Source organism: Cupriavidus necator, assembly GCF_013141915.1.
Lineage (GTDB): Bacteria > Pseudomonadota > Gammaproteobacteria > Burkholderiales > Burkholderiaceae > Cupriavidus > Cupriavidus necator_B.
Genome location: NZ_SROX01000023.1, coordinates 48637 through 68829 on the forward strand (window position 1 = coordinate 48637; position 20193 = coordinate 68829).

18 protein-coding genes are annotated in these 20193 nt (G+C 65.2%); 1 reads left to right on the top strand and 17 read right to left on the bottom strand.

Features of this window, described 5'->3' with window-relative positions; all coding sequences use genetic code 11:
* Position 1: 1 nt before the first annotated feature.
* The 9 genes from phoU to E5S69_RS28985 all read right to left on the bottom strand — a co-directional run bounded on the left by phoU (position 2) and on the right by E5S69_RS28985 (position 9906).
* Positions 2–706 carry a phosphate signaling complex protein PhoU gene (gene phoU, locus E5S69_RS28945; protein WP_171517866.1) on the bottom strand — a complete coding sequence of 235 codons (705 nt, stop codon included), beginning with the start codon at positions 704–706 and terminating at the stop codon, positions 2–4.
* A 47-nt stretch (positions 707–753) separates the two neighbouring features.
* Entirely contained in the window at positions 754–1542 is a 789-nt protein-coding gene (gene pstB, locus E5S69_RS28950) for a phosphate ABC transporter ATP-binding protein PstB (RefSeq protein WP_010814309.1), read from the bottom strand.
* Positions 1543–1593: 51 nt separating this feature from the next.
* On the bottom strand, positions 1594–2496 hold the full coding sequence (gene pstA, locus E5S69_RS28955; RefSeq protein WP_171517867.1) for a phosphate ABC transporter permease PstA: 903 nt from the start codon (positions 2494–2496) through the stop codon (positions 1594–1596).
* Entirely contained in the window at positions 2493–3461 is a 969-nt protein-coding gene (pstC, locus tag E5S69_RS28960; RefSeq protein ID WP_171517868.1) for a phosphate ABC transporter permease PstC, read from the bottom strand. The genes pstA and pstC overlap by 4 nt, the downstream gene beginning before the upstream one ends.
* Positions 3462–3531: 70 nt before the next feature.
* Complete coding sequence (gene pstS / locus E5S69_RS28965; protein WP_171517869.1) at positions 3532–4563, bottom strand: phosphate ABC transporter substrate-binding protein PstS; 1032 nt, start codon at positions 4561–4563, stop codon at positions 3532–3534.
* 230 nt (positions 4564–4793) lie between these two features.
* On the bottom strand, positions 4794–6137 hold the full coding sequence (gene glmM, locus E5S69_RS28970; protein WP_171517870.1) for a phosphoglucosamine mutase: 1344 nt from the start codon (positions 6135–6137) through the stop codon (positions 4794–4796).
* A gap of 65 nt (positions 6138–6202) precedes the next feature.
* Positions 6203–6994, bottom strand: coding sequence for a dihydropteroate synthase (gene folP, locus E5S69_RS28975; protein WP_236901468.1), 792 nt, complete (start codon positions 6992–6994; stop codon positions 6203–6205).
* A gap of 205 nt (positions 6995–7199) precedes the next feature.
* Positions 7200–9083 carry an ATP-dependent zinc metalloprotease FtsH gene (gene ftsH / locus E5S69_RS28980; RefSeq protein WP_171517872.1) on the bottom strand — a complete coding sequence of 628 codons (1884 nt, stop codon included), beginning with the start codon at positions 9081–9083 and terminating at the stop codon, positions 7200–7202.
* A 157-nt stretch (positions 9084–9240) separates the two neighbouring features.
* Positions 9241–9906, bottom strand: a complete 666-nt coding sequence (locus tag E5S69_RS28985; protein WP_171517873.1) for an RlmE family RNA methyltransferase — start codon at positions 9904–9906, stop codon at positions 9241–9243.
* Positions 9907–10171: 265 nt separating this feature from the next.
* On the opposite strand from E5S69_RS28985, the gene E5S69_RS28990 reads away from it, so the two are divergent.
* Positions 10172–10675: a YhbY family RNA-binding protein gene (locus tag E5S69_RS28990; protein ID WP_171517874.1), complete on the top strand. Its 504-nt coding sequence runs from the start codon at positions 10172–10174 to the stop codon at positions 10673–10675.
* Between the two features lie 86 nt (positions 10676–10761).
* Here E5S69_RS28990 and E5S69_RS28995 read toward each other — a convergent pair whose 3' ends face one another.
* The 8 genes from E5S69_RS28995 to E5S69_RS29030 all read right to left on the bottom strand — a co-directional run bounded on the left by E5S69_RS28995 (position 10762) and on the right by E5S69_RS29030 (position 20153).
* Positions 10762–11265 carry a DUF4149 domain-containing protein gene (locus tag E5S69_RS28995; protein WP_171517875.1) on the bottom strand — a complete coding sequence of 168 codons (504 nt, stop codon included), beginning with the start codon at positions 11263–11265 and terminating at the stop codon, positions 10762–10764.
* Positions 11266–11319: 54 nt separating this feature from the next.
* The gene (gene greA, locus E5S69_RS29000) at positions 11320–11796 is read right to left on the bottom strand and encodes a transcription elongation factor GreA (protein ID WP_092309418.1); all 477 of its coding nucleotides are present in this window, start codon (positions 11794–11796) and stop codon (positions 11320–11322) included.
* A gap of 247 nt (positions 11797–12043) precedes the next feature.
* Positions 12044–15292, bottom strand: a complete 3249-nt coding sequence (carB, locus tag E5S69_RS29005) for a carbamoyl-phosphate synthase large subunit (protein ID WP_171517876.1) — start codon at positions 15290–15292, stop codon at positions 12044–12046.
* Between the two features lie 89 nt (positions 15293–15381).
* The gene (gene leuE / locus E5S69_RS29010) at positions 15382–16059 is read right to left on the bottom strand and encodes a leucine efflux protein LeuE (protein ID WP_171517877.1); all 678 of its coding nucleotides are present in this window, start codon (positions 16057–16059) and stop codon (positions 15382–15384) included.
* Positions 16060–16093: 34 nt separating this feature from the next.
* Positions 16094–17230 (bottom strand): glutamine-hydrolyzing carbamoyl-phosphate synthase small subunit, encoded by a 1137-nt coding sequence (gene carA, locus E5S69_RS29015; protein WP_171517878.1) that lies wholly within the window; start codon positions 17228–17230, stop codon positions 16094–16096.
* A gap of 358 nt (positions 17231–17588) precedes the next feature.
* Positions 17589–17999: a RidA family protein gene (locus E5S69_RS29020; protein WP_171517879.1), complete on the bottom strand. Its 411-nt coding sequence runs from the start codon at positions 17997–17999 to the stop codon at positions 17589–17591.
* Positions 18000–18045: 46 nt separating this feature from the next.
* Positions 18046–18471: an acyl-CoA thioesterase gene (locus tag E5S69_RS29025; RefSeq protein WP_171517880.1), complete on the bottom strand. Its 426-nt coding sequence runs from the start codon at positions 18469–18471 to the stop codon at positions 18046–18048.
* The gene (locus tag E5S69_RS29030) at positions 18468–20153 is read right to left on the bottom strand and encodes an AMP-binding protein (protein ID WP_171517881.1); all 1686 of its coding nucleotides are present in this window, start codon (positions 20151–20153) and stop codon (positions 18468–18470) included. Before E5S69_RS29030 ends, E5S69_RS29025 begins: the two co-directional genes overlap by 4 nt.
* Positions 20154–20193 lie beyond the last annotated feature (40 nt).

The window sequence follows — 20193 nt, forward strand, 5'->3', positions numbered from 1 at the left end:
CTCAGCTCAGCGCTTCGCGCTCCATGTCCTCGCGCGAGACATGGCGGACGTCCGTCCCCTTGACAATGTAAATAATAAATTCCGCGATGTTCTTGGCATGATCGCCGATGCGCTCGACGGCCTTGGCGATGAACAGGAAATCCAGCGCGACCGAGATCGTGCGCGGGTCCTCCATCATGTACGTGATCAGCTTGCGCACGAAGCCGCGGAATTCCTCGTCGATGGCCTTGTCGTCCTTGACGATGCGCGCCGCCGCCACCGTGTCGAGCCGGGCAAAGGCGTCCAGCGCCTGGCGCAGCAGCGAGATCGCCATCTCGCCCGACAGCTTGACCTCGGCGTAGTTGATGCTGTGCGCCGACGCATCTTCCATGATGTGCTTGGTGCGCTTGGCGATTTTTTCGGCCTCGTCGCCGGCGCGCTCCAGGTTGGTGATGGTCTTCGAGATGGCCATCACCAGGCGCAGGTCGCGCGCGGTCGGCTGGCGCCGGGCGATGATATTGCCGCAATCGGCATCGATCTCGACTTCCAGCGCGTTGAGCTCCAGCTCGCGGGCGATGACCTGGTCGGCGGCCTCGCCGTCGAAGTCGGTCAGCGCGCGCATGGCCATCTCGATCTGCGACTCGACCAGCCCGCCCATCTGCAGCAGCTTGGTATTGATGGCGTTGAGGTCGGCGTCGAACTGGGTCGACAGATGCTTGTCAGTCATGGGATTCTCCTGGCCGCTTATGGATATGCTAGTCCCTGCTTTGCCCGTCAGCCGAACCGGCCGGTAATGTAGTCTTCCGTTTCCTTGCGGTGCGGCTTGATGAAGATCTTCTCGGTCTCGCCGAACTCGATCAGTTCGCCCAGATACATGTAAGCGGTGTAGTCGGAGCAGCGCGCCGCCTGCTGCATGTTGTGCGTCACGATCACCACGGTGTACTCGTCCTTCAGTTCCGCGATCAGCTCTTCGATGCGGCCGGTGGAAATCGGGTCGAGCGCCGAGCATGGCTCGTCCAGCAGCAGCACCTCGGGGCGGATGGCGATGCCGCGCGCGATGCACAGCCGCTGCTGCTGGCCGCCGGACAGGCCGTAGCCCGATTGGTGCAGCTTGTCCTTGGCCTCGTTCCACAGTGCCGCCTTGGTCAGCGCCCACTCCACGCGGTCATCCATTTCCGAGCGCGACAGCTTCTCGAACAGGCGCACGCCGAAGGCGATGTTGTCGTAGATCGACATCGGGAACGGCGTCGGCTTCTGGAACACCATGCCGACCTTGGCGCGCAGCAGCGCGATGTCCTGCCTGGCGGTCAGCAGGTTGTCGCCGTCCATGTTGATCTCGCCCTCGGCGCGCTGCTCGGGATAAAGCGCGTACATCTTGTTGAAGGTACGCAGCAGCGTCGACTTGCCGCATCCCGACGGGCCGATGAAGGCCGTGACCTTGCGGTCCGGGATCGACATGTTGATGTCCTTCAGCGCATGGAACTGGCCGTAGTAGAAGTTCAGGTTGCGCACGTCGATCTTGGCGCGTACCGAATCGGGAATGTCGATGACGGTGGAGGTCATTGCGTTTTCTCGCTTGCAGTCTTGGGGCGGGGCGGATACCGGCCGCGCCGCTTATTTCTTGAACAGGATGCGCGCCAGGATATTCAGGGCCAGCACACCGATCGTAATCAGGAACACACCCGCCCAGGCCAGCTGCTGCCATTCGGTGAACGGGCTCATGGCAAAGCGGAAGATCGTCACCGGCAAGTTGGCCATCGGCTTGTTCAGGTCGCTGGTCCAGAACTGGTTGGACAGCGCGGTGAACAGCAGCGGCGCGGTTTCGCCGGCGATGCGGGCCACCGCGAGCAACACGCCGGTCACAATCCCGGCGTACGATGACTTTACCGTGATCGACAGCACCATTTTCCACTTGGGCGTGCCCAGTGCGAAGGCTGCCTCGCGCAACGCGTTGGGCACCAGGTTCAGCATGTTCTCGGTGGTGCGCACCACGATCGGCACTTGCAGCAGCGCCAGCGCGCAGATGCCCGCCCAGCCCGAAAAGTGGCCCATGCGGGTCACCACCAGCGCGTAGACAAAGAGTCCGATCACGATCGACGGCGCCGACAGCAGGATGTCGTTGATAAACCGGATCAGGCTGGCCAGCGGCGAGCTCTTGCCGTACTCAGCCAGGTAGATGCCGGCCAGGATGCCCAGCGGCGTGCCGAACAGCGTGGCCATGCCGACCATCACGAAGCTGCCGAAGATCGCGTTGGCCAGGCCACCGCCGGCGGTATTGGGGGCCGGGGTCATCTGCGTGAACAGGTCCAGCGACAGTCCGCCCACGCCCAGCGAGACGGTGGTCCACAGGATCCACGCCAGCCAGAACAGGCCGAAGCCCATGGCCACCAGCGACGCGGTCAGCGCGTACAGGTTGACGCGGCGGCGGCGGCCCTGCAGGCGCGCGCGCACCGCATCGGCATCAGGGCGCACCGCGGGAATCGATACAGAAGACACGGCTTGACTCGCTTGGCTCATTTGGCGCCCTCATTTTTTGCCAGTCGCAGCAGCAACAGCTTGGACAGCGCCAGCACCACGAAGGTAATGAAGAACAGGATCAGGCCCAGCTCCATCAGCGCGGCCGTATGCAAGCCGGCGCCGGCTTCGGCGAACTCGTTGGCGAGCGCCGAGGTGATGCTGTTGCCCGGCGAAAACAGCGAGGCGCTGTCCAGCAGGTTGGTATTGCCGATGACGAAGGTGACCGCCATGGTCTCGCCCAGCGCGCGGCCCAGGCCCAGCATTACGCCGCCGATGACGCCGGCGCGGGTGTAGGGCAGCACCACGTTCCACATCACTTCCCAGGTGGTGCAGCCCACACCGTAGGCGGATTCCTTGAGCAGCACCGGCGTGACCTCGAACACGTCGCGCATCACCGAGGCGATGTACGGAATGATCATGATCGCCAGGATCACCCCCGCGCACAGCAGGCCGATGCCCAGCGGCGCTCCCTGGAACAGCTTGCCGATCACCGGCAGCTGGCCCACCGTGGCGGCCAGGGGCTTCTGGAAATACTCGCCGAAGATCGGTGCGAACACCAGCAGGCCCCACATGCCGTACACGATCGACGGCACCGCGGCCAGCAGCTCGATGGCGGTGCCGAGCGGCCGGCGCAGCCAGGCGGGCGACAGCTCGGTCAGGAACAGGGCGATGCCGAAGCTGACCGGCACCGCGATGATCAGTGCGATCAGCGAGGTCACGATAGTGCCGTAGATCGGCACCAGCGCGCCATAGACATCGGCGGGGGGATCCCACTCCGCGGACCACAGGAAGCGCGCGCCGAAGGTCTGGATCGAGGGCCACGCGCTGATCGCCAGCGAGACGATGATGCCGCCCAGCAGCAGCAGCGTCACGATGGCGGCGCCGCGCGTGAGGCCGCCGAACAGGAGGTCGCCAAGCCGGCTTGGAGGCTGGACGCTGCGGGTGTCGGAGGGGATAGTCGCCATGTCGGAAAATTCGGGAGGGTTCGCCGGCCCGCGCGTGCACGCGTGCACGCGAGCCGGCGATACCGTCAGATCAGTACAGCGCCTTGCCTGCAGAGTCCTTGACGATCGTCTTCCAGGTCGTGCGGATCTGGTTGACGACGTTTTCCGGCAGCGGCACGTAGTCCAGGTCGGCGGCCATGCCGGTGCCGTTCTTGTAGGCCCAGTCGAAGAACTTCAGCACTTCCGCGCCCTGTGCCGGCTTGTCCTGGTTCTTGTGCACCAGGATGAAGGTCGCGCCGGCGATCGGCCAGGCATCCTTGCCCGACTGGTTGGTCAGGATCTGGTAGTAGCTCTTGCTCCAGTCCGCGCCGGCGGCAGCCGCCTTGAAGGCGTCGTCGCCCGGCTTGACCACGGCACCCGACGCGTTCTTCATGTTCAGGTGGGTCATCTTGTTCTGCTTGGCGTAGGCGTACTCGACATAGCCAATGGCGCCGTTCAGGCGCTGCACGAAGGCGGCCACGCCCTCGTTGCCCTTGCCGCCGGTACCGCCGCCCGGCCAGTTGACCGTGGTGCCCTCGCCCACCGTGCTCTTCCAGTCAGCGCTGACCTTGGACAGGTAGTTGGTGAAGATGAAGGTGGTGCCCGAGCCGTCGGCGCGACGCACCGGCAGGATGTCCTGGCTGGGCAGCTTGGCGTGGGGGTTCAGCGCCTTGATCGCGGGATCGTCCCACTTCTTGATCTTGCCCAGGTAGATGTTGGCCAGCACTTCGCCGGTGATGGTCAGTTCGCCCGGTTTCACGCCTTGCAGGTTGATCACCGGCACCACGCCGCCGATCACCGTGGGGAACTGGACCAGGCCCTGCTTGTTCAGATCCTCGTCCTTCAGCGGCGCGTCCGAGGCACCGAAATCGACTGTCTTGGCGCCAATCTGCTTGATGCCGCCCGACGAGCCGATCGATTGATAGTTGACCTTGTTGCCCGTTGCCTTGTTATATGCGTCGGCCCACTTGGAATACACGGGCGCCGGGAAAGACGCGCCTGCACCGGTAATTTCCGCCGCGAACGCAGTACCCGCCACCACCATCGAAACGATGCCTGCCACGGCAGTCTTGACCAGCTTCATATGTCCTCCAGAGAACATTGGTTGGGAATGACAAATTTTTGACAAGACGAACTTTATGCTGGCTGTATGACAATTCCGTGACATCTTCAAATCTTCTTGAAGCAGGCCTCCAGCAAGGCATTGTCGGGATCTGGCCGTGTCGCGGCGAGGACAATATGACGGCGGTTAATTGCGAAGAGCGATAAAAAAACGCCGGGACGAGCCCGGCGTTCGTACCTTGGAGGGAGCCCTCAGGCACTTAGCGCGTCCGCCAGCTTCCTGGCTGCGCGCTCGGCCATGTCGGCCTGCTCCGCTTCGACCATCACGCGCACCACGGGTTCAGTGCCCGAGGCACGGATCAGCACCCGGCCGCGGCCTTCCAGTTCCGGTTCCACCGCGGCCCGCGCTGCCTGCAGGCCGGCATGGGTCTGCCAGTCGAAACCCTTCTGCACGCGCACATTGATCAGCGTCTGCGGGAACAGCTTCACGCCGTCGAGCAGTTGCGCCAGCGTCTTGCCGCTGCGACGCAGCGCGCCGAGCACCTGCAGGGCCGACACGATGCCGTCGCCGGTGCTGTGGCGGTCCAGGCACAGCAGATGGCCGGAACCCTCGCCGCCCAGCGTCCATTTGCGCTTGTTCAGCTCCTCAAGCACATAGCGGTCGCCCACCTTGGCGCGCACGAAATCCACGCCCTCGCGCTTGAGCGCCAGTTCCACCGCCATATTGGTCATCAGCGTGCCAACGGCACCGGGTACCGCCTGCCCGGCGGCCTGCCGGTCCCGCACGATCAGGTACAGCAGTTCGTCGCCGTTGTAGAGCCGGCCATCCGCGTCCACTACCTGCAGCCGGTCAGCGTCGCCATCGAAGGCCAGGCCCAGGTCGGCGCCGTTGGCCTTGACCGCCTCGACCAGCTTCTCCGGCGCGGTGGCGCCGTAGCCGGCGTTGATATTGCGTCCGTTCGGCTGGTTGCCGATGGCGACCACGTCCGCGCCGAGTTCATGAAACACCGGCGGCGCGATGTGATAGGCCGCGCCATGGGCGCAGTCGACCACCAGCTTCAGGCCATGCAAGTCCTGTTCGTACGGGAAGGTGCTCTTGCAGAATTCGATATAGCGGCCGGCGGCATCGTCGATGCGGCGGGCGCGCCCCAGGTCGTCGGAGGGGGCGCACACCATGGGCTCGTCGAGGGCTGCTTCGATCGCCGCCTCGACCGCGTCGGGCAGCTTGTCGCCGCTGGCCGAGAAGAACTTGATGCCGTTGTCGTAGTAGGGGTTGTGGCTGGCCGAGATCACCACGCCTGCGGACAGCCGCAGCGCCCGCGTCAGGTAGGCAATGCCAGGGGTGGGCAGCGGCCCGGTCAGCAGCACATGCACCCCCGCCGATGTGAAGCCGGCTTCCAGCGCGGCTTCCAGCATGTAGCCAGAAATGCGCGTGTCCTTGCCGATCAGCACGGTGGGCTTGCCCTGCCCGGTCCTGGCGCCATGTGCCAGCACCTTGCCCGCGGCATGGCCCAGCCGCATCACGAAGTCTGGCGTGATCGGCGCGTCGCCGACCTTGCCTCGCACGCCATCTGTTCCGAAATACTTGCGTGTCATTCCTTGTTTCCCTTCTCTTCTATGTTCTGTCTTCGTTGCGCCGTCCGGCGTCGGCGCCCGGCGGCTCAGTCCGCGTTGACGGATTCGTTGCGCACGGCCCACCAGGTCTTCACGGCATCGACGGTCTGCTGCACATCATGCACGCGCACGATCAACGCACCGCGCTCCACCGCACATACCGCCGCGGCGATGCTGGCGGCGATGCGCTGCTGCGGCGGCCGGCCGCCCAGGATGGCACCCAGCGTGGATTTGCGCGAGATGCCCGCCAGTACCGGCAGGCCGTCCAGGGCCAGCTTCGGCAATTGCCCGAGCAGGCGCAAATTATGATCCGGTGTCTTGCCGAAGCCAAACCCCGGATCGAGGCAGATCCGGGCATCGTCGATTCCCGCGGCACGCAGTACGGCGACGCGCCCGGCCAGGAATTGCGCCACTTCGGCAACCACGTCGGTGTAGTGCGGATCCTCCTGCATGGTTTGCGGATCGCGCTGCATGTGCATCACGCACAGGCCCGCTTGTCCGCCCGTCACCGCCTCGACCGCGCCTGGCATGCGCAAGCCCCAGATATCGTTGATGAGATCGGCTCCGGCCGCAAGCGCGGCGCGCATCACCTCCGGTTTATAGGTGTCGATCGACAACGGCTTGCCGCAGTCGCGCAGCGCTTCCACCACGGGGATCACGCGCGCCAGCTCGTCCTCGAGCGGTAGCGCCGCCGAGCCGGGCCGGCTCGATTCTCCGCCGATGTCGATGATGTCGACGCCCTCGGCGATCATCTGCTCGGCATGGCGCAACGCCCCGTCGCGGCTGGCATGCTGGCCGCCGTCGGAAAAGGAGTCGGGCGTGACGTTGAGGATGCCCATCACCAGCGGCCGCTGGTCCAGGGCAAAGCGGAAACGGCCGCACTGGAAGTGCCGGGTCTGAGTGGTCTGCTGCAAGGTAGAAGGCTATGGCGATGCGCACGGGTTCGCCGCGCAAAAAAGGAAAAGCCGGTGCACCAGGCACCGGCTTCAGGGACAGGCACTACACAGCCATCACGACGGCATCGTCACCAGGACGCGCGCCGGCTCAGGCCGTCGCGGGCGCGTTGGTCGGCGCCACCGGCGAGCCGCCCGAAGGCGTGCTGCCGCCACCGTTGGGTCCCGACGCGCTGCGCGGCGGGCGCGGCGGCTTGCCGGCCATGATGTCGTTGACCTGGTCGGCATCGATGGTTTCCCACTCCATCAGCGCGTTGGTCATGGCCTCGACCTTGTCGCGGTTCTCTTCGAGCAGGCGCTTGGCCAGCGCATATTGCTCGTCGATGATGCGGCGGATCTCGGCGTCGACCTTCTGCTGCGTGGCTTCAGACACGGTCTTCGACGACAGCTTGCCGAACATGCCGTCCTGCTCGGTATCGACGTACACCATCGCGCCCAGCGAGTCGCTCATGCCGAAGCGGGTCACCATGTCGCGCGCGATCTTGGTGGCGCGCTCGAAGTCGTTGGAAGCGCCCGTGCTCATGGCGTTGAGGAAGACCTCTTCCGCCGCGCGGCCGCCGAAGAGGATGGCCACCTCTTCCAGCATGCTGTCCTTGTACTTCGAATACTTGTCATGCTCGGGCAGCTGCCAGGTCACGCCCAGCGCCCAGCCACGCGGCATGATGGTGACCTTGTGCACCGGGTCCGCCTTGGGCAGCAGCTTGGCCACCACCGCGTGGCCCGACTCGTGGTAAGCCGTGGCACGGCGCTCTTCCTCGCGCATGACCGTCGACTTGCGCTCCGGACCCATGTAGATCTTGTCCTTGGCGTCCTCGAAGTCCTGCATGTCGACCACGCGCTTGTTGCGGCGGGCGGCGAACAGCGCGGCCTCGTTGACCAGGTTGGCCAGGTCGGCGCCCGAGAAGCCCGGGGTACCGCGCGCGATCACCGATGCGTCGACGTCGTTGCCGATCGGCACCTTGCGCATATGGACCTTCAGGATCTGCTCGCGGCCGCGGATGTCCGGCAGGCCCACGTAGACCTGGCGGTCGAAGCGGCCCGGACGCAGCAGCGCCTTGTCCAGCACGTCGGCACGGTTGGTCGCGGCGATCACGATCACGCCCGAGTTGGCCTCGAAGCCGTCCATCTCGACCAGCATCTGGTTCAGGGTCTGTTCGCGCTCGTCGTTGCCGCCGCCCATGCCGGCGCCGCGATGGCGGCCGACCGCGTCGATTTCATCGATGAACACGATGCACGGCGCCTGCTTCTTGGCATTCTCGAACATGTCGCGCACGCGGGCAGCGCCCACGCCAACGAACATTTCAACGAAGTCGGAACCCGAGATGCTGAAGAACGGCACCTTGGCCTCGCCAGCGATGGCGCGCGCCAGCAGCGTCTTGCCGGTGCCCGGAGGGCCGACCAGCAGCACGCCGCGCGGGATGCGGCCACCCAGCTTCTGGAATTTCTGCGGATCCTTGAGGAAGTCGACCAGCTCGACCACTTCTTCCTTGGACTCGTCGCAGCCGGCCACGTCCTGGAACGTGACGGCGTTCTGGTTCTCGTCGATCAGGCGCGCACGCGACTTGCCGAATGAGAATGCGCCGCCTTTTCCGCCACCCTGCATCTGGCGCATCATGTAGAACCAGAACACGATGATCAGCAGGGTCGGCCCAAGGTAATACAGGGCCTGGACCAGCACGTTGGGTTCGTCGTCCGCCTTGCCGGTGACCTGCACGCCGTACTTCATCAGGTCGCCGACCATCCAGATGTCGCCCGGCGAGATGATGGTGTACTTGGCGCCTTCCTTGGGCGAGATCACCAGGTTGCGGCCCTGCACGTCGACACGCGACACCTTGCCGTTCTTGGCGTCATCCATGAACTGCGAATAGGTGACGCTATCCTGCGCACGGGGCTTGTCGAACTGCTTGAAGACGGTAAACAGCACCAGCGCGATCACGAGCCAGATTGCCGCCTTTTGAAACAGGTTGTTATTCAAGGCCGAACTCCTTTGCAATTGCCTTGCCAACGGATAGCTGCATTGTAATGCAGCCCCCGCCCTCGAGGGGAAACAGAGAAACTATGATGCCGATAGCACCGGGTGAGGGTATTTCCCTCTACATTTCTTATTCCGCCCTGGCTTGTATCGAGATCGGTCAATCCACTGCCTTGAGGTAGCGCCCAAGGATAAAGGTTTCGGAAGACTTGTCGCGCGACGCCTTGGGCTTGCGCTTCGCGACCACTTTGAACTGCCGTTTGAACTTTTCCACGATCTGGCTGTAGCCGCTCCCGTGGAAACACTTTACCAGCAATGCCCCCTCCGGCTTAAGGTGGGCCTGCGCGAATTCCAGCGCCAGATCGCACAGGTACTCGATCCGGGCAGCATCGGCGGAGGCCACACCGGACAAGTTGGGGGCCATGTCGGACAAAACAAGGTCGATCTTGTTGCCGCCGGAGGCGTCCAGTACCACACTTTCGAGTTCGCGGAAAACCGTCTCCTCGCGGAAATCGCCCTGGATGAAAGTGACGTCCGCGACAGCCTCCATGGGCAGCAGGTCGATCGCCACGACGGCGCCGTCAATTTTGCCGTCCTTGGCCCGGGGCGAGTCCGCCAGCTTGTTGCGCGCGTACTGGCTCCAGCTGCCGGGCGCCGCGCCCAGGTCGACAATGACCTGGCCAGGGCGGATCAACTTGTCCTGCTCGTCGATTTCCTTCAGCTTGTAAGCAGCGCGGGCGCGGTAGCCCTCGCGCTGCGCCATCTTGACGTAAGGGTCGTTGATGTGGTCGTGCAGCCACGAATGGTTGAACTTGTTCTTTGCCATGCCAGATACCAGCCTGTTTCCTGCCCCGCGCCCGCCGGCCCATGCCAGTGGTGAAGGTTTTCTACTGTTTTGATGTTTTTGCTGCCCGTCAGTGCCGGATTGACGGATAATACGCGCCAATCCGCATCTCGGCTTGCCGCTCCACGGCGGCTGTCGGCAGCCTGTTTTGCCCGCCCGCCGTGTCACGACCGGCACGGGCTGCAGCGCCGATGACCAGCGCCCCGCGCTCTATCACTATTTCAAGCGCCTTATTCAGCGCCAACCTATGCCTGCTCTACAACTAGTCCCCGCCCAGCGCTCCGACCTGCGCTCCCGAGCCCATGCCCTGAACCCGGTCGTGATGGTCGGCGCCGAAGGCCTGACCCGCAACGTGCTGGCCGAGATCGACCGCAGCCTCGCCGCGCACGACCTGATCAAGATCCGCGTGTTCGGCGATGACCGCGAAGCCCGCATTGCCATCTACGAAGAAATTTGCGACAAACTTAGCGCCGCGCCGATCCAGCATATCGGCAAGCTGCTGGTGGTATGGCGTCCGGGCGAAGCGCGCCTGAAGGAAAACCAGGCCGAAGACCTGGGCCGCCATACGCCCGCCCGCCGCGGCGGCGCCGCCCCGCGCACGGTAACCGTAAAGAAACCCAGCGCCGCGCCGAACCGCCGTCCGACCCGCAAGGAAGTCACCGTGCTTGGCAACGAGCGCGTCACCGCTGGCGGCAATGTGAAGCGTTCGCGCGTACGCCCGACCAGCCAGAAGAAGAAGTCGCTGGGCTGAACGCTACCCGCTGACCGCACCTCCGGGTCGCCGCCAGGCGCCCCGCTGCCGGCGCGCCACGCCTGTGGCCGGGCCGGCGGCCAGCCTCACTCCCCCGCCGAGCGCGGCGCCGAAGCGCGCCACACCAGCCCCAGCGCCAGCAGGCTTTGCAGCAGGTAGAAGGCGCTCGACACGCCGTGCAGCATGCCGAATTGCGCCTTGTACGGCGACTCCGAAACGCCCACGCCCAGCGCCAGCGCCTTGTCCTTCAGGCTGCCCATGAACGGCTGGATCCCGAAGTAGCCGACCAGCACGCAGCACAACATGCCCAGCACCAGCCAGCGCAGGGCGCGGTAGCGCTGGGCGCCGCGCCGGATCATCACGTTGCACAGCACCAGCTGCAGCACGCCGATGGTCGTGCCGACGATGGCTTCGGTATAAAACAAGTGGCCGGCGATCATGCCCGCCATCTCGCGGCTGGGCAGTACCGAAAACAGCGTCGGCGCCACCATGTAGCCGACGGTCCAGAGGCTGCCCGCCCACACCACCGTCAGCAGCAGGAAGATGCGGTGCGGCAGCGGCGGCAGGTTGTTATAGGAACTGGAGAACACAAGCCGGCCTTTCCGGTGGCCGGCGCAGGCGCAAGCCCGCCGGCCGGGCCGGCATCAGATGTAGCGTACGGTAATGACTTCGTATTCGCGCTCGCCGCCCGGGGCCAGCACGGTTGCGACGTCGCCTTCGAACTTGCCGATCAGCGCGCGCGCGATGGGCGAGCTGACCGAGATCTTGCCGGCGTCGAGGTCGGCCTCGTCATCGCCGACGATCTGGTAGCTGACCGGGCTGCCGGACTCCAGGTCCTCGAGGTCGACGGTCGCACCGAAGACGATGCGGCCGTCGGTATCCAGCTGGGTCGGGTCGATGATCTGCGCCGCCGACAGCTTGGCCTCCACTTCCAGGATGCGGCCTTCGATAAAGGCTTGCTTTTCCTTGGCGGCGTCGTACTCGGCGTTTTCAGACAGATCGCCCTGGGCGCGCGCTTCCGAGATGGCATTGATCACCGCCGGACGCTCGACAGCCTTCAGGCGCTGCAACTCCTCCTTCAGGAGTTCTGCGCCACGCTTGGTAATCGGAATGGTGCTCATGTCTTCGTTCAACAAAAAAATGAGCCGCAGCGGAGCTGGAGCCATCCCCGGCAAACCCCGCCAGGGCACTTCCGCTCAACCGCGGCTTTCAGACAGGATCGAACGCGGGCACGCCGGTTCGATCGACGAATTTGACGTAGTTTAGGCCAGGAAGCCCGCCGGCAGCAACTGCGGCGGACTTCCCAGGCGGTGCCGCCGCAATGCGGCCGGCCCTTCTACGATGTGTTGCTGGCTTACCTTGACGGCATCAGGCCAGCGAGGCATGCAGGCCCTGCAGGTCGTAGACCTCCAGGCTCTGCATGTGCTTCAGGCCTTCCACGGCGGCGCGCGCGCCGGCGATGGTGGTGTAGTAAGGAATGCGATGCGCCAGCGCCGAGATACGGATCGAGCGCGAATCGGCGATCGCACCGCGGGTTTCGTCCACGGTGGTGAACACCAGCGCCAGTTCGCCGTTCTTGATCATGTCGACGATATGCGGTCGGCCGTCCTTGACCTTGTTGACCACCTTGACCGGAATGCCGGCGGCCTCGATCGCCGAAGCGGTGCCGCGCGTGGCGACGATCGGGTAGCCCATGTCGTGCAGCATGCGGGCCACGGCCACCGCGCGCGGCTTGTCGCTGTCCTTCACGGTGATCAGCACGGCACCCTTCTCCGGCAGGCGCGAGCCCGCGGCCAGCTGGCTCTTGAACAGGGCCTCGCCGAAGCTCTTGCCCACGCCCATCACTTCGCCGGTCGAACGCATTTCAGGCCCGAGCACCGGATCAACGCCGGGGAACTTGTTGAACGGGAACACCGCTTCCTTGACGCTGTAGTACGGCGGGATGACTTCTTCGCCGATGCCCTGCTCGTCCAGCGACTGGCCCGCCATGCAGCGCGCGGCGATCTTGGCCAGCTGCATGCCGGTGGCCTTGGACACGTACGGCACGGTACGCGAGGCGCGCGGGTTCACTTCCAGCACGTAGACCGTGTCGACACCGTTGTTCTGCTGGATCGCGAACTGCACGTTCATCAGGCCGACCACGTTGAGGGCCTCGGCCATCGCCGCGGTCTGGCGCTTCAGTTCCGCCACGGTCTCTGCCGACAGCGAGTACGGCGGCAACGAGCAGGCGGAGTCGCCCGAGTGCACGCCGGCCTGCTCGATGTGCTCCATCACGCCGCCGATAAAGACGCGCTTGCCGTCGCACAGGGCGTCGACATCGCATTCGATGGCGTCGTTCAGGAAGCGGTCGAGCAGCACTGGCGAATCGTGCGAAACCTTGACGGCCTCGCGCATGTAGCGCTCGAGGTCGCGCGGCTCATGCACGATTTCCATGGCGCGGCCGCCCAGCACGTACGACGGGCGCACCACCAGCGGGTAGCCGATCTCCTCCGCCAGGCGCAGCGCTTCGTCCTCGGCGCGAGCGGTGCGGTTGGGCGGCTGGCGCAGGCCCAGTTCCTGCAGCAGCCTCTGGAAGCGCTCGCGGTCTTCGGCCGCGTCGATCATGTCGGGGCTGGTGCCGATGATGGGCACGCCGTTGCGCTCCAGGTCCAGCGCCAGCTTCAGCGGGGTCTGGCCGCCATACTGCACGATCACGCCGACCGGCTTCTCGATCGCGACGATTTCCAGCACGTCTTCGAGCGTCACCGGCTCGAAGTAGAGGCGGTCCGAGGTGTCATAGTCGGTCGACACGGTTTCCGGGTTGCAGTTGACCATGATGGTCTCGTACCCGTCTTCGCGCAGTGCCAGCGCGGCGTGCACGCAGCAGTAGTCGAACTCGATGCCCTGGCCGATCCGGTTCGGGCCGCCGCCCAGCACCATGATCTTCTTCTTGTCGGTCGGTGCGGCTTCGCACTCGCCATGCTCGGCCTCGTAGGTCGAGTACATGTAGGCGGTGTTGGTGGCGAACTCGGCCGCGCAGGTGTCCACGCGCTTGTAGACCGGGCGCACGTTCTGGGCGATGCGCGCTTCGCGCACGGCCTTGGCATCGGTCTTCAGCAGCCGCGCCAGACGACGGTCCGAGAAGCCCTTCTGCTTCAGGAAGCGCAGCTCGGCGGTCGACAGGCTGTCCAGCGTGCGCGACTTGACCAGGCCTTCGGTCTTGACGATGTCTTCGATCTGGGCCAAAAACCACGGATCGATGGCGGTCTCGTGATAGACCTCTTCCAGCGACATGCCCAGGCGGAACGCGTCGCCCACGTACCAGATGCGGTCGGGGCCGGCCTCGCCGATTTCCTCGACGATCTCGTCGCGGTCGGTGGACTTCTCGTCCAGCCCGTCGACGCCCACTTCCAGGCCGCGCAGCGCCTTCTGGAACGATTCCTGGAAGGTGCGGCCCATCGCCATCACCTCGCCCACCGACTTCATCTGCGTGGTCAGGTGGCTGTCGGCCTGCGGGAATTTCTCGAAAGCGAAGCGCGGCACCTTGGTGACCACGTAATCGATCGAGGGCTCGAACGAGGCCGGAGTGGCGCCGCCGGTGATCTCGTTCTTCAGTTCGTCCAGCGTGTAGCCCACGGCCAGCTTGGCCGCGACCTTGGCGATCGGGAAGCCGGTGGCCTTGGATGCCAGCGCCGACGAGCGCGACACGCGCGGGTTCATCTCGATGACGATCATGCGACCGTCCTTCGGGTTGATCGAGAACTGCACGTTGGAGCCGCCGGTATCGACGCCGATCTCGCGCAGCACCGCCAGCGAGGCGTTGCGCAGGATCTGGTATTCCTTGTCGGTCAGGGTCTGCGCCGGGGCCACGGTGATCGAGTCGCCGGTGTGGATGCCCATCGGGTCCAGGTTCTCGATCGAGCAAATGATGATGCAGTTGTCCTGCTTGTCGCGGACCACTTCCATCTCATACTCTTTCCAGCCCAGCAGCGACTCCTCGATCAGCAGTTCGCGCGTCGGCGACAGGTCCAGGCCGCGCTTGCAGATCTCTTCGAACTCTTCGCGGTTGTAGGCGATACCGCCGCCGGTGCCGCCCAGCGTGAACGACGGGCGGATCACGATCGGGTACCCGCTGGTGCCGGTGTCCTGGGCGATGCGTGCCTGCACGGCGACGGCCTCGTCCATCGAATGGGCGATGCCGGACTTGGCCGAACCCAGGCCGATCTTGGTCATCGCGTCCTTGAACTTCTGGCGGTCCTCGGCCTTGTCGATGGCTTCCGGCGACGCGCCGATCAGTTCCACCTTGTACTTGTCGAGCACGCCATGGCGATGCAGGTCCAGCGCGCAGTTCAGCGCGGTCTGGCCGCCCATGGTCGGGAGGATCGCGTCGGGGCGCTCTTTCTCGATGATGCGCTCGACCACTTCCCAGGTGATCGGCTCGATGTAGGTCACGTCGGCCGTGGCCGGGTCGGTCATGATGGTCGCCGGGTTCGAGTTGACCAGGATGACCTTGAAGCCTTCTTCACGCAGCGCCTTGCAGGCCTGCGCGCCGGAGTAGTCGAACTCGCACGCCTGGCCGATGATGATGGGGCCCGCGCCGATGATCAGGATGCTCTTGATGTCTGTGCGTTTTGGCATTGCACGCTCTCTTTATGGGCCGGCCCGCCTTGCCTGCGGACCGCGCCGGTAATCAGGGAATCCGTCCGGATTCGAAAATATCGTCTTGCTCAGTTCATCGTGGCCGTCGCCAGCTTGGCGCCGAAGCCGATGAACATCGCGCCTACCCCGCTGGACATGCCGGCCGACAGCCGACGGCGGCGCCGGAACGCCTCGGCCAGCTTCGCGCCCACGAAGATGATCGTGGTCAGGTAGGCAAAGCTGCAGATCTGGCACACCAGCCCCAGCACGCCGAACGACAGCACCGGGTACGCAAAGGCCGGGTCGACGAACTGGATGAAGAACGAGATGAAGAACAGGATCGCCTTCGGGTTCAGCAGGCTGATCAGCAGCGCCTTGCGGAACGGGTCGGACTGGTCCGGCGCGGCCGACGGCAGCACCACCGCGCCGGCGGCCTCGCCGCGCGCGGCCCAGCTGCGCAGCGCGCCGCGCAGCATGTTGAAGCCGATCCACGCCAGGTAGGCCGCGCCGATGTACTTCACCACATAGAACAGCGCGGGGCTGGCCTTGAGCAGCGAAGCCACGCCCGCCGCCGACAGCACCATCAGCACGAAATCGCCCAGGAACACCCCGCACGCGCCCTTGTAGCCGGCGCGCACGCCGCGCTGCGCCGCCACCGACAGCACGTACATCGAGTTCGGCCCCGGCAGCAGCACGATGAAGATCGTGCCCAGCACATAGGTCCAGAAATCGGTGATGCCAAAAGCGGTATGCATGAAGGCGTTCATGGGTGTCCCGGTGTCTCTCGCTGTGGCCGCGCGCTTACTTGCGTGCGTCGGTCATCAGCTGGATGAAGCGGTCGAACAGGTAAGCCACGTCGTTCGGGCCAGGCGAGGCTTCCGGGTGGCCCTGGAAGCAGAACGCCGGCTTGTCGGTCAGCGCGAAGCCCTGCAGCGAACCGTCGAACAGCGACTTGTGCGTGACGCGCACGTTTGCCGGCAGCGTGTCGGCATCGACCGCGAAACCGTGGTTCTGCGACGTGATCACCACGCGGCCGTCGTCCAGGTCCTTGACCGGGTGGTTGGCGCCGTGGTGGCCGAACTTCATCTTCAGGGTCTTGGCGCCCACCGCCAGGGCCATGATCTGGTGGCCCAGGCAGATGCCGAAGGTCGGGATGCCGCGCTCGATGAACTCGCGCGTGGCGGCGATGGCGTAGTCGCACGGCTCGGGGTCGCCGGGGCCGTTGGACAGGAACACCCCGTCCGGATTCAGCGCCAGCGCGTCGGCCGCGCTGGCCTGTGCCGGCAGCACCGTGACCTTGCAGCCGCGCTCGGCCAGCATGCGCAGGATGTTGTACTTGACGCCGTAGTCATAGGCCACCACGTGGAACTGCGGCTGCTCCTGCTTGCCATAGCCTTCGCCCAGCTTCCATTCGGACTGGGTCCACTCATACGGTTCCTTGACCGAGACCACCTTGGCCAGGTCCATGCCGGCCAGGCCGGGGAACGAGCGGGCCAGGTCAATGGCCTTCTGGACGTTGTCCTCGCCGGCCAGGATGCAGCCGTTCTGGGCGCCCTTCTCGCGCAGGATACGGGTCAGCTTGCGCGTATCGATGCCGGCGATGGCCACCACCTTTTCCTGCTTCAGGTAGTGGGCAAGGGTGTGTTCCTTGCGGAAATTGGAGGCCAGGATCGGCAGATCCTTGATGATCAGGCCGGCGGCATGGACTTTCGTGGCTTCGACATCCTCAGGGTTGACCCCGTAGTTACCGATATGCGGATACGTCAGCGTGACGATCTGCCGCGAGTAACTCGGGTCGGTGAGGATTTCCTGGTAACCGGTGATGGCGGTGTTGAACACCACTTCACCGATGGTATGGCCGGAAGCGCCAATGGAATAGCCACGAAAGACCGTGCCGTCTGCTAGCGCGAGAATGGCGGACGGAAAAGACGGTAACACGGGTAGGCTCCTGCTGGACTCACCCCGTGACCGACCAATCGACGCCTCGTGCCTCCCAGGCTGGATCCGTGACGGCGGCAGCGGCATTGCGCCGATGCGGTCGGATCCGGTCGCGACCTGCTCCTTGCGTCACATTGAGTGCGGACGGCAAAGGCGGCGCGGATGGGGGCGGCGGAAGGTGGAAAGCGGTTGGCGCTAGGGTGAAGGGTTCTGAAAGCGAAACTTTCGAATTATATCCCGCGCCACCCAATTTCTCAAGTTTTCAAGGACTTGCGCGCGCCAGGGCGGCAATGCCGCCGCGCTGGCGGCTGCCGTGCCATGCCTGCCCGCCGCCTCCGATTGCAACCGGGGGGGCGGATTACCGCAGTGGCGGTACTACCGCCGTGACCTCGATTTCGACCTTGGCGCGCGGTTCGACCAGGTCCGCCACCTCTACCGCCGTCATGGCTGGGAAATGACGGCCGATGATGGCCCGGTAATGTTCGCCGATCGCCCCATAGGCGCCGACATACTCGGCCTTGTCCTTCACATACCAGGTCATGCGGACGATATGTTCAGGCCGCGCGTCACCGGCCGCCAGCACCGCCACGACGTTGCGCAGCGTCTGCGCCACCTGCAGGCCGAAGTCGTCCGTTTCGAATTCGCATTGGCTGTTCCAGCCAATCTGGCCGCTGATGAAGAGCAGGCGGCTGCCAGCCTGCATCTCGGTCATCATGCCGTTGGCGTAGCCGCGCGGCGGCGCCCAGTCGGGCGGCTGCAGGATCTTCATGTCGTTTCCCTGTGGTTGCTTGGTATGGGTGGATGGAAATTCGGGCTCAGGCCGCGGCGACCAGATAGCCGGCCATGGCCTCGCGCACGGATTCGGGCAGCGGCTGCGGCGCTATCGCGCCGGTGTCGACGCAGACCAGCCTTTGCGTCACTTCCATGCGGGTATCGTCGCGCGGGCCGGCAAAGCGGATCGCCAGGGTGAAGCTGGACTGGCCCAGCTTCAGCACGCGCAACTCGCGCGTCAGCACTTCGCCCAGCCGGCTGGGCGCCAGGAAGCGGCACTCCAGTTCAGCCGTGGGCACGCCGGCGCGGCCTTCGCCATGCATGGCGTCGAACGGCCAGGCCAGCGCCTCGCTGAACCAGTCCTCGATCAGGTCGTTGAGCATTTCGAAGTAGCGCGGGTAGAACACGATGCCGGCGGCGTCGCAGTGCTTGAAGCGCACCAGCACGGTGTTGCGGAAGACGTCGCTCATGGCTTGCCCGCCTGGTTGTTGCCGCCATCGGCCACCTTGCCCTGCTCGGCCATTTGCCGCAGCCGGAAGCGCTGCAGCTTGCCGGTCTCGGTGCGCGGCAGCGCCGGCACGAACTCGATGCGACGCGGGTATTTGTAGGGGGCGATCTGGCGCTTCACGTAATCCTGCAGTGCGGTGCGGGTCGCGTCATCGGCAGCCACGCCTTCGCGCAGCACGACGTAGGCCATTACCACCTGGCCGCGCCCGTCGTCAGGCGCGCCGACCACGCCGCATTCGGCCACGGCCTCGTGCTGCATCAGCGCACTTTCCACCTCGGGCCCGGCGATGTTGTAGCCGGCCGAGATGATCATGTCGTCCGAGCGCGCCTGGTAGAAGTAGTAGCCGTCCGCGTCGGCCATGAAGGTATCGCCGGGCAGGTTCCAGCCCGCCTTCACGTAATTGGCCTGGCGCGGGTCATCCAGGTAGCGGCAACCGGTGGGGCCCTGCACCGCGAGCTTGCCGACCTGCCCGGGCGGCAAGGGCTGCATGTTCTCATCGACGATCTGCGCGACATAGCCCGGCACCACGCGCCCGATCGCGCCCGGCCTGACCTCGGCGCCGGCGCTGGAGATAAAGATATGCATCATCTCGGTGCCGCCGATGCCGTCGATCATCTCGATGCCGGTGGCAGCCTTCCAGCTCTGGCGGGTGGCATCCGGCAGCGCTTCGCCGGCAGAAACACTTTTCTTCAGGCTGGACAGCTCATAGCGCGGCGCCAGCGCCGCCATCTGCCGGTAGAAGGTTGGCGCGGTAAAGACGATGGTGGCGCGGAAATCCTGGATCAGTTCCAGCAGCGTCTCGGGCGTCAGCTTCTCGGCCAGCACGGCGCTGGCGCCGATGCGCAGCGGGAAACACAGCATGCCGCCCAGGCCGAAGGTAAAGGCAATCGGCGGCGTGCCGCAGAACACGTCATCCGGCTGCGGCCGCAGCACATGGCGCGGGAACAGGTCACACATGGCCAGCACGTCGCGATGGAAATGCATGGTGCCCTTGGGCTGGCCGGTGGTGCCGCTGGTGAAGGCGATCAGGCAGACATCATCGCTGGCGGTATCGCAGGCATCGAAGGTATCCGGCTTGCCAGCGATCGCCGCCTCCAGCGAGCCCTCGCCTTCGCCGTTGAAATGCAGCGTGCGCGCCAGGCTCGGGCAATGGCATTCGCCACCGGCCCGCTGGTTGGCGTCGAGTTCCTCGCGCAGCCGCACATCGCACAGCGCGGCCGTGACCTGCGCCTTGTCGATGATCTGCTTCAGCTCCCTGGCGCGCAGCAGCGGCATGGTCGGCACCGCGACCATGCCGGCCTTGAGCGTGGCCAGCCAGCTGGCCGCCATCATCAGGTTGTTGGGGCCGCGCAGCAGCACGCGGTTGCCGGGCACCAACCCCATGTCCTCGACCAGCACATGGGCAATGCGGTTCACCAGCGCCGCCAGCTGTGCGTAGCTGACCGTCTCGATGCGGCCGTCGCGGCGATGGCGGATGGCGATGCGCTCGCCGCGGCCTTCGCGCACGTGGCGGTCGACCAGCTCCGCCGCGGCATTGATCCGCTCGGGGTAGTCGGTATCGGCATTGAAGCGGAACACCGGCCACAGGTTTTGCGGCGGCAGGCGGTCGCGCGCGAAGGTATCGAGGTGGGCTGTGGTCGCCATGGCTTGTCTCCTGTCTGCTCTGTATCGGTACGGCAGTTCG

What these genes read in the sequence shown, in the direction of transcription:
- phoU (WP_171517866.1), bottom strand. Translation starts at nt 706, where the DNA reads ATGACTGACAAGCATCTGTCGACCCAGTTCGACGCCGACCTCAACGCC.
- pstB (WP_010814309.1), bottom strand. Translation starts at nt 1,542, where the DNA reads ATGACCTCCACCGTCATCGACATTCCCGATTCGGTACGCGCCAAGATC.
- pstA (WP_171517867.1), bottom strand. Translation starts at nt 2,496, where the DNA reads ATGAGCCAAGCGAGTCAAGCCGTGTCTTCTGTATCGATTCCCGCGGTG.
- pstC (WP_171517868.1), bottom strand. Translation starts at nt 3,461, where the DNA reads ATGGCGACTATCCCCTCCGACACCCGCAGCGTCCAGCCTCCAAGCCGG.
- pstS (WP_171517869.1), bottom strand. Translation starts at nt 4,563, where the DNA reads ATGAAGCTGGTCAAGACTGCCGTGGCAGGCATCGTTTCGATGGTGGTG.
- glmM (WP_171517870.1), bottom strand. Translation starts at nt 6,137, where the DNA reads ATGACACGCAAGTATTTCGGAACAGATGGCGTGCGAGGCAAGGTCGGC.
- folP (WP_236901468.1), bottom strand. Translation starts at nt 6,994, where the DNA reads ATGGGCATCCTCAACGTCACGCCCGACTCCTTTTCCGACGGCGGCCAG.
- E5S69_RS28985 (WP_171517873.1), bottom strand. Translation starts at nt 9,906, where the DNA reads ATGGCAAAGAACAAGTTCAACCATTCGTGGCTGCACGACCACATCAAC.
- E5S69_RS28990 (WP_171517874.1), top strand. Translation starts at nt 10,172, where the DNA reads ATGCCTGCTCTACAACTAGTCCCCGCCCAGCGCTCCGACCTGCGCTCC.
- greA (WP_092309418.1), bottom strand. Translation starts at nt 11,796, where the DNA reads ATGAGCACCATTCCGATTACCAAGCGTGGCGCAGAACTCCTGAAGGAG.
- carB (WP_171517876.1), bottom strand. Translation starts at nt 15,292, where the DNA reads ATGCCAAAACGCACAGACATCAAGAGCATCCTGATCATCGGCGCGGGC.
- leuE (WP_171517877.1), bottom strand. Translation starts at nt 16,059, where the DNA reads ATGAACGCCTTCATGCATACCGCTTTTGGCATCACCGATTTCTGGACC.
- E5S69_RS29020 (WP_171517879.1), bottom strand. Translation starts at nt 17,999, where the DNA reads ATGAAGATCCTGCAGCCGCCCGACTGGGCGCCGCCGCGCGGCTACGCC.
- E5S69_RS29025 (WP_171517880.1), bottom strand. Translation starts at nt 18,471, where the DNA reads ATGAGCGACGTCTTCCGCAACACCGTGCTGGTGCGCTTCAAGCACTGC.
- E5S69_RS29030 (WP_171517881.1), bottom strand. Translation starts at nt 20,153, where the DNA reads ATGGCGACCACAGCCCACCTCGATACCTTCGCGCGCGACCGCCTGCCG.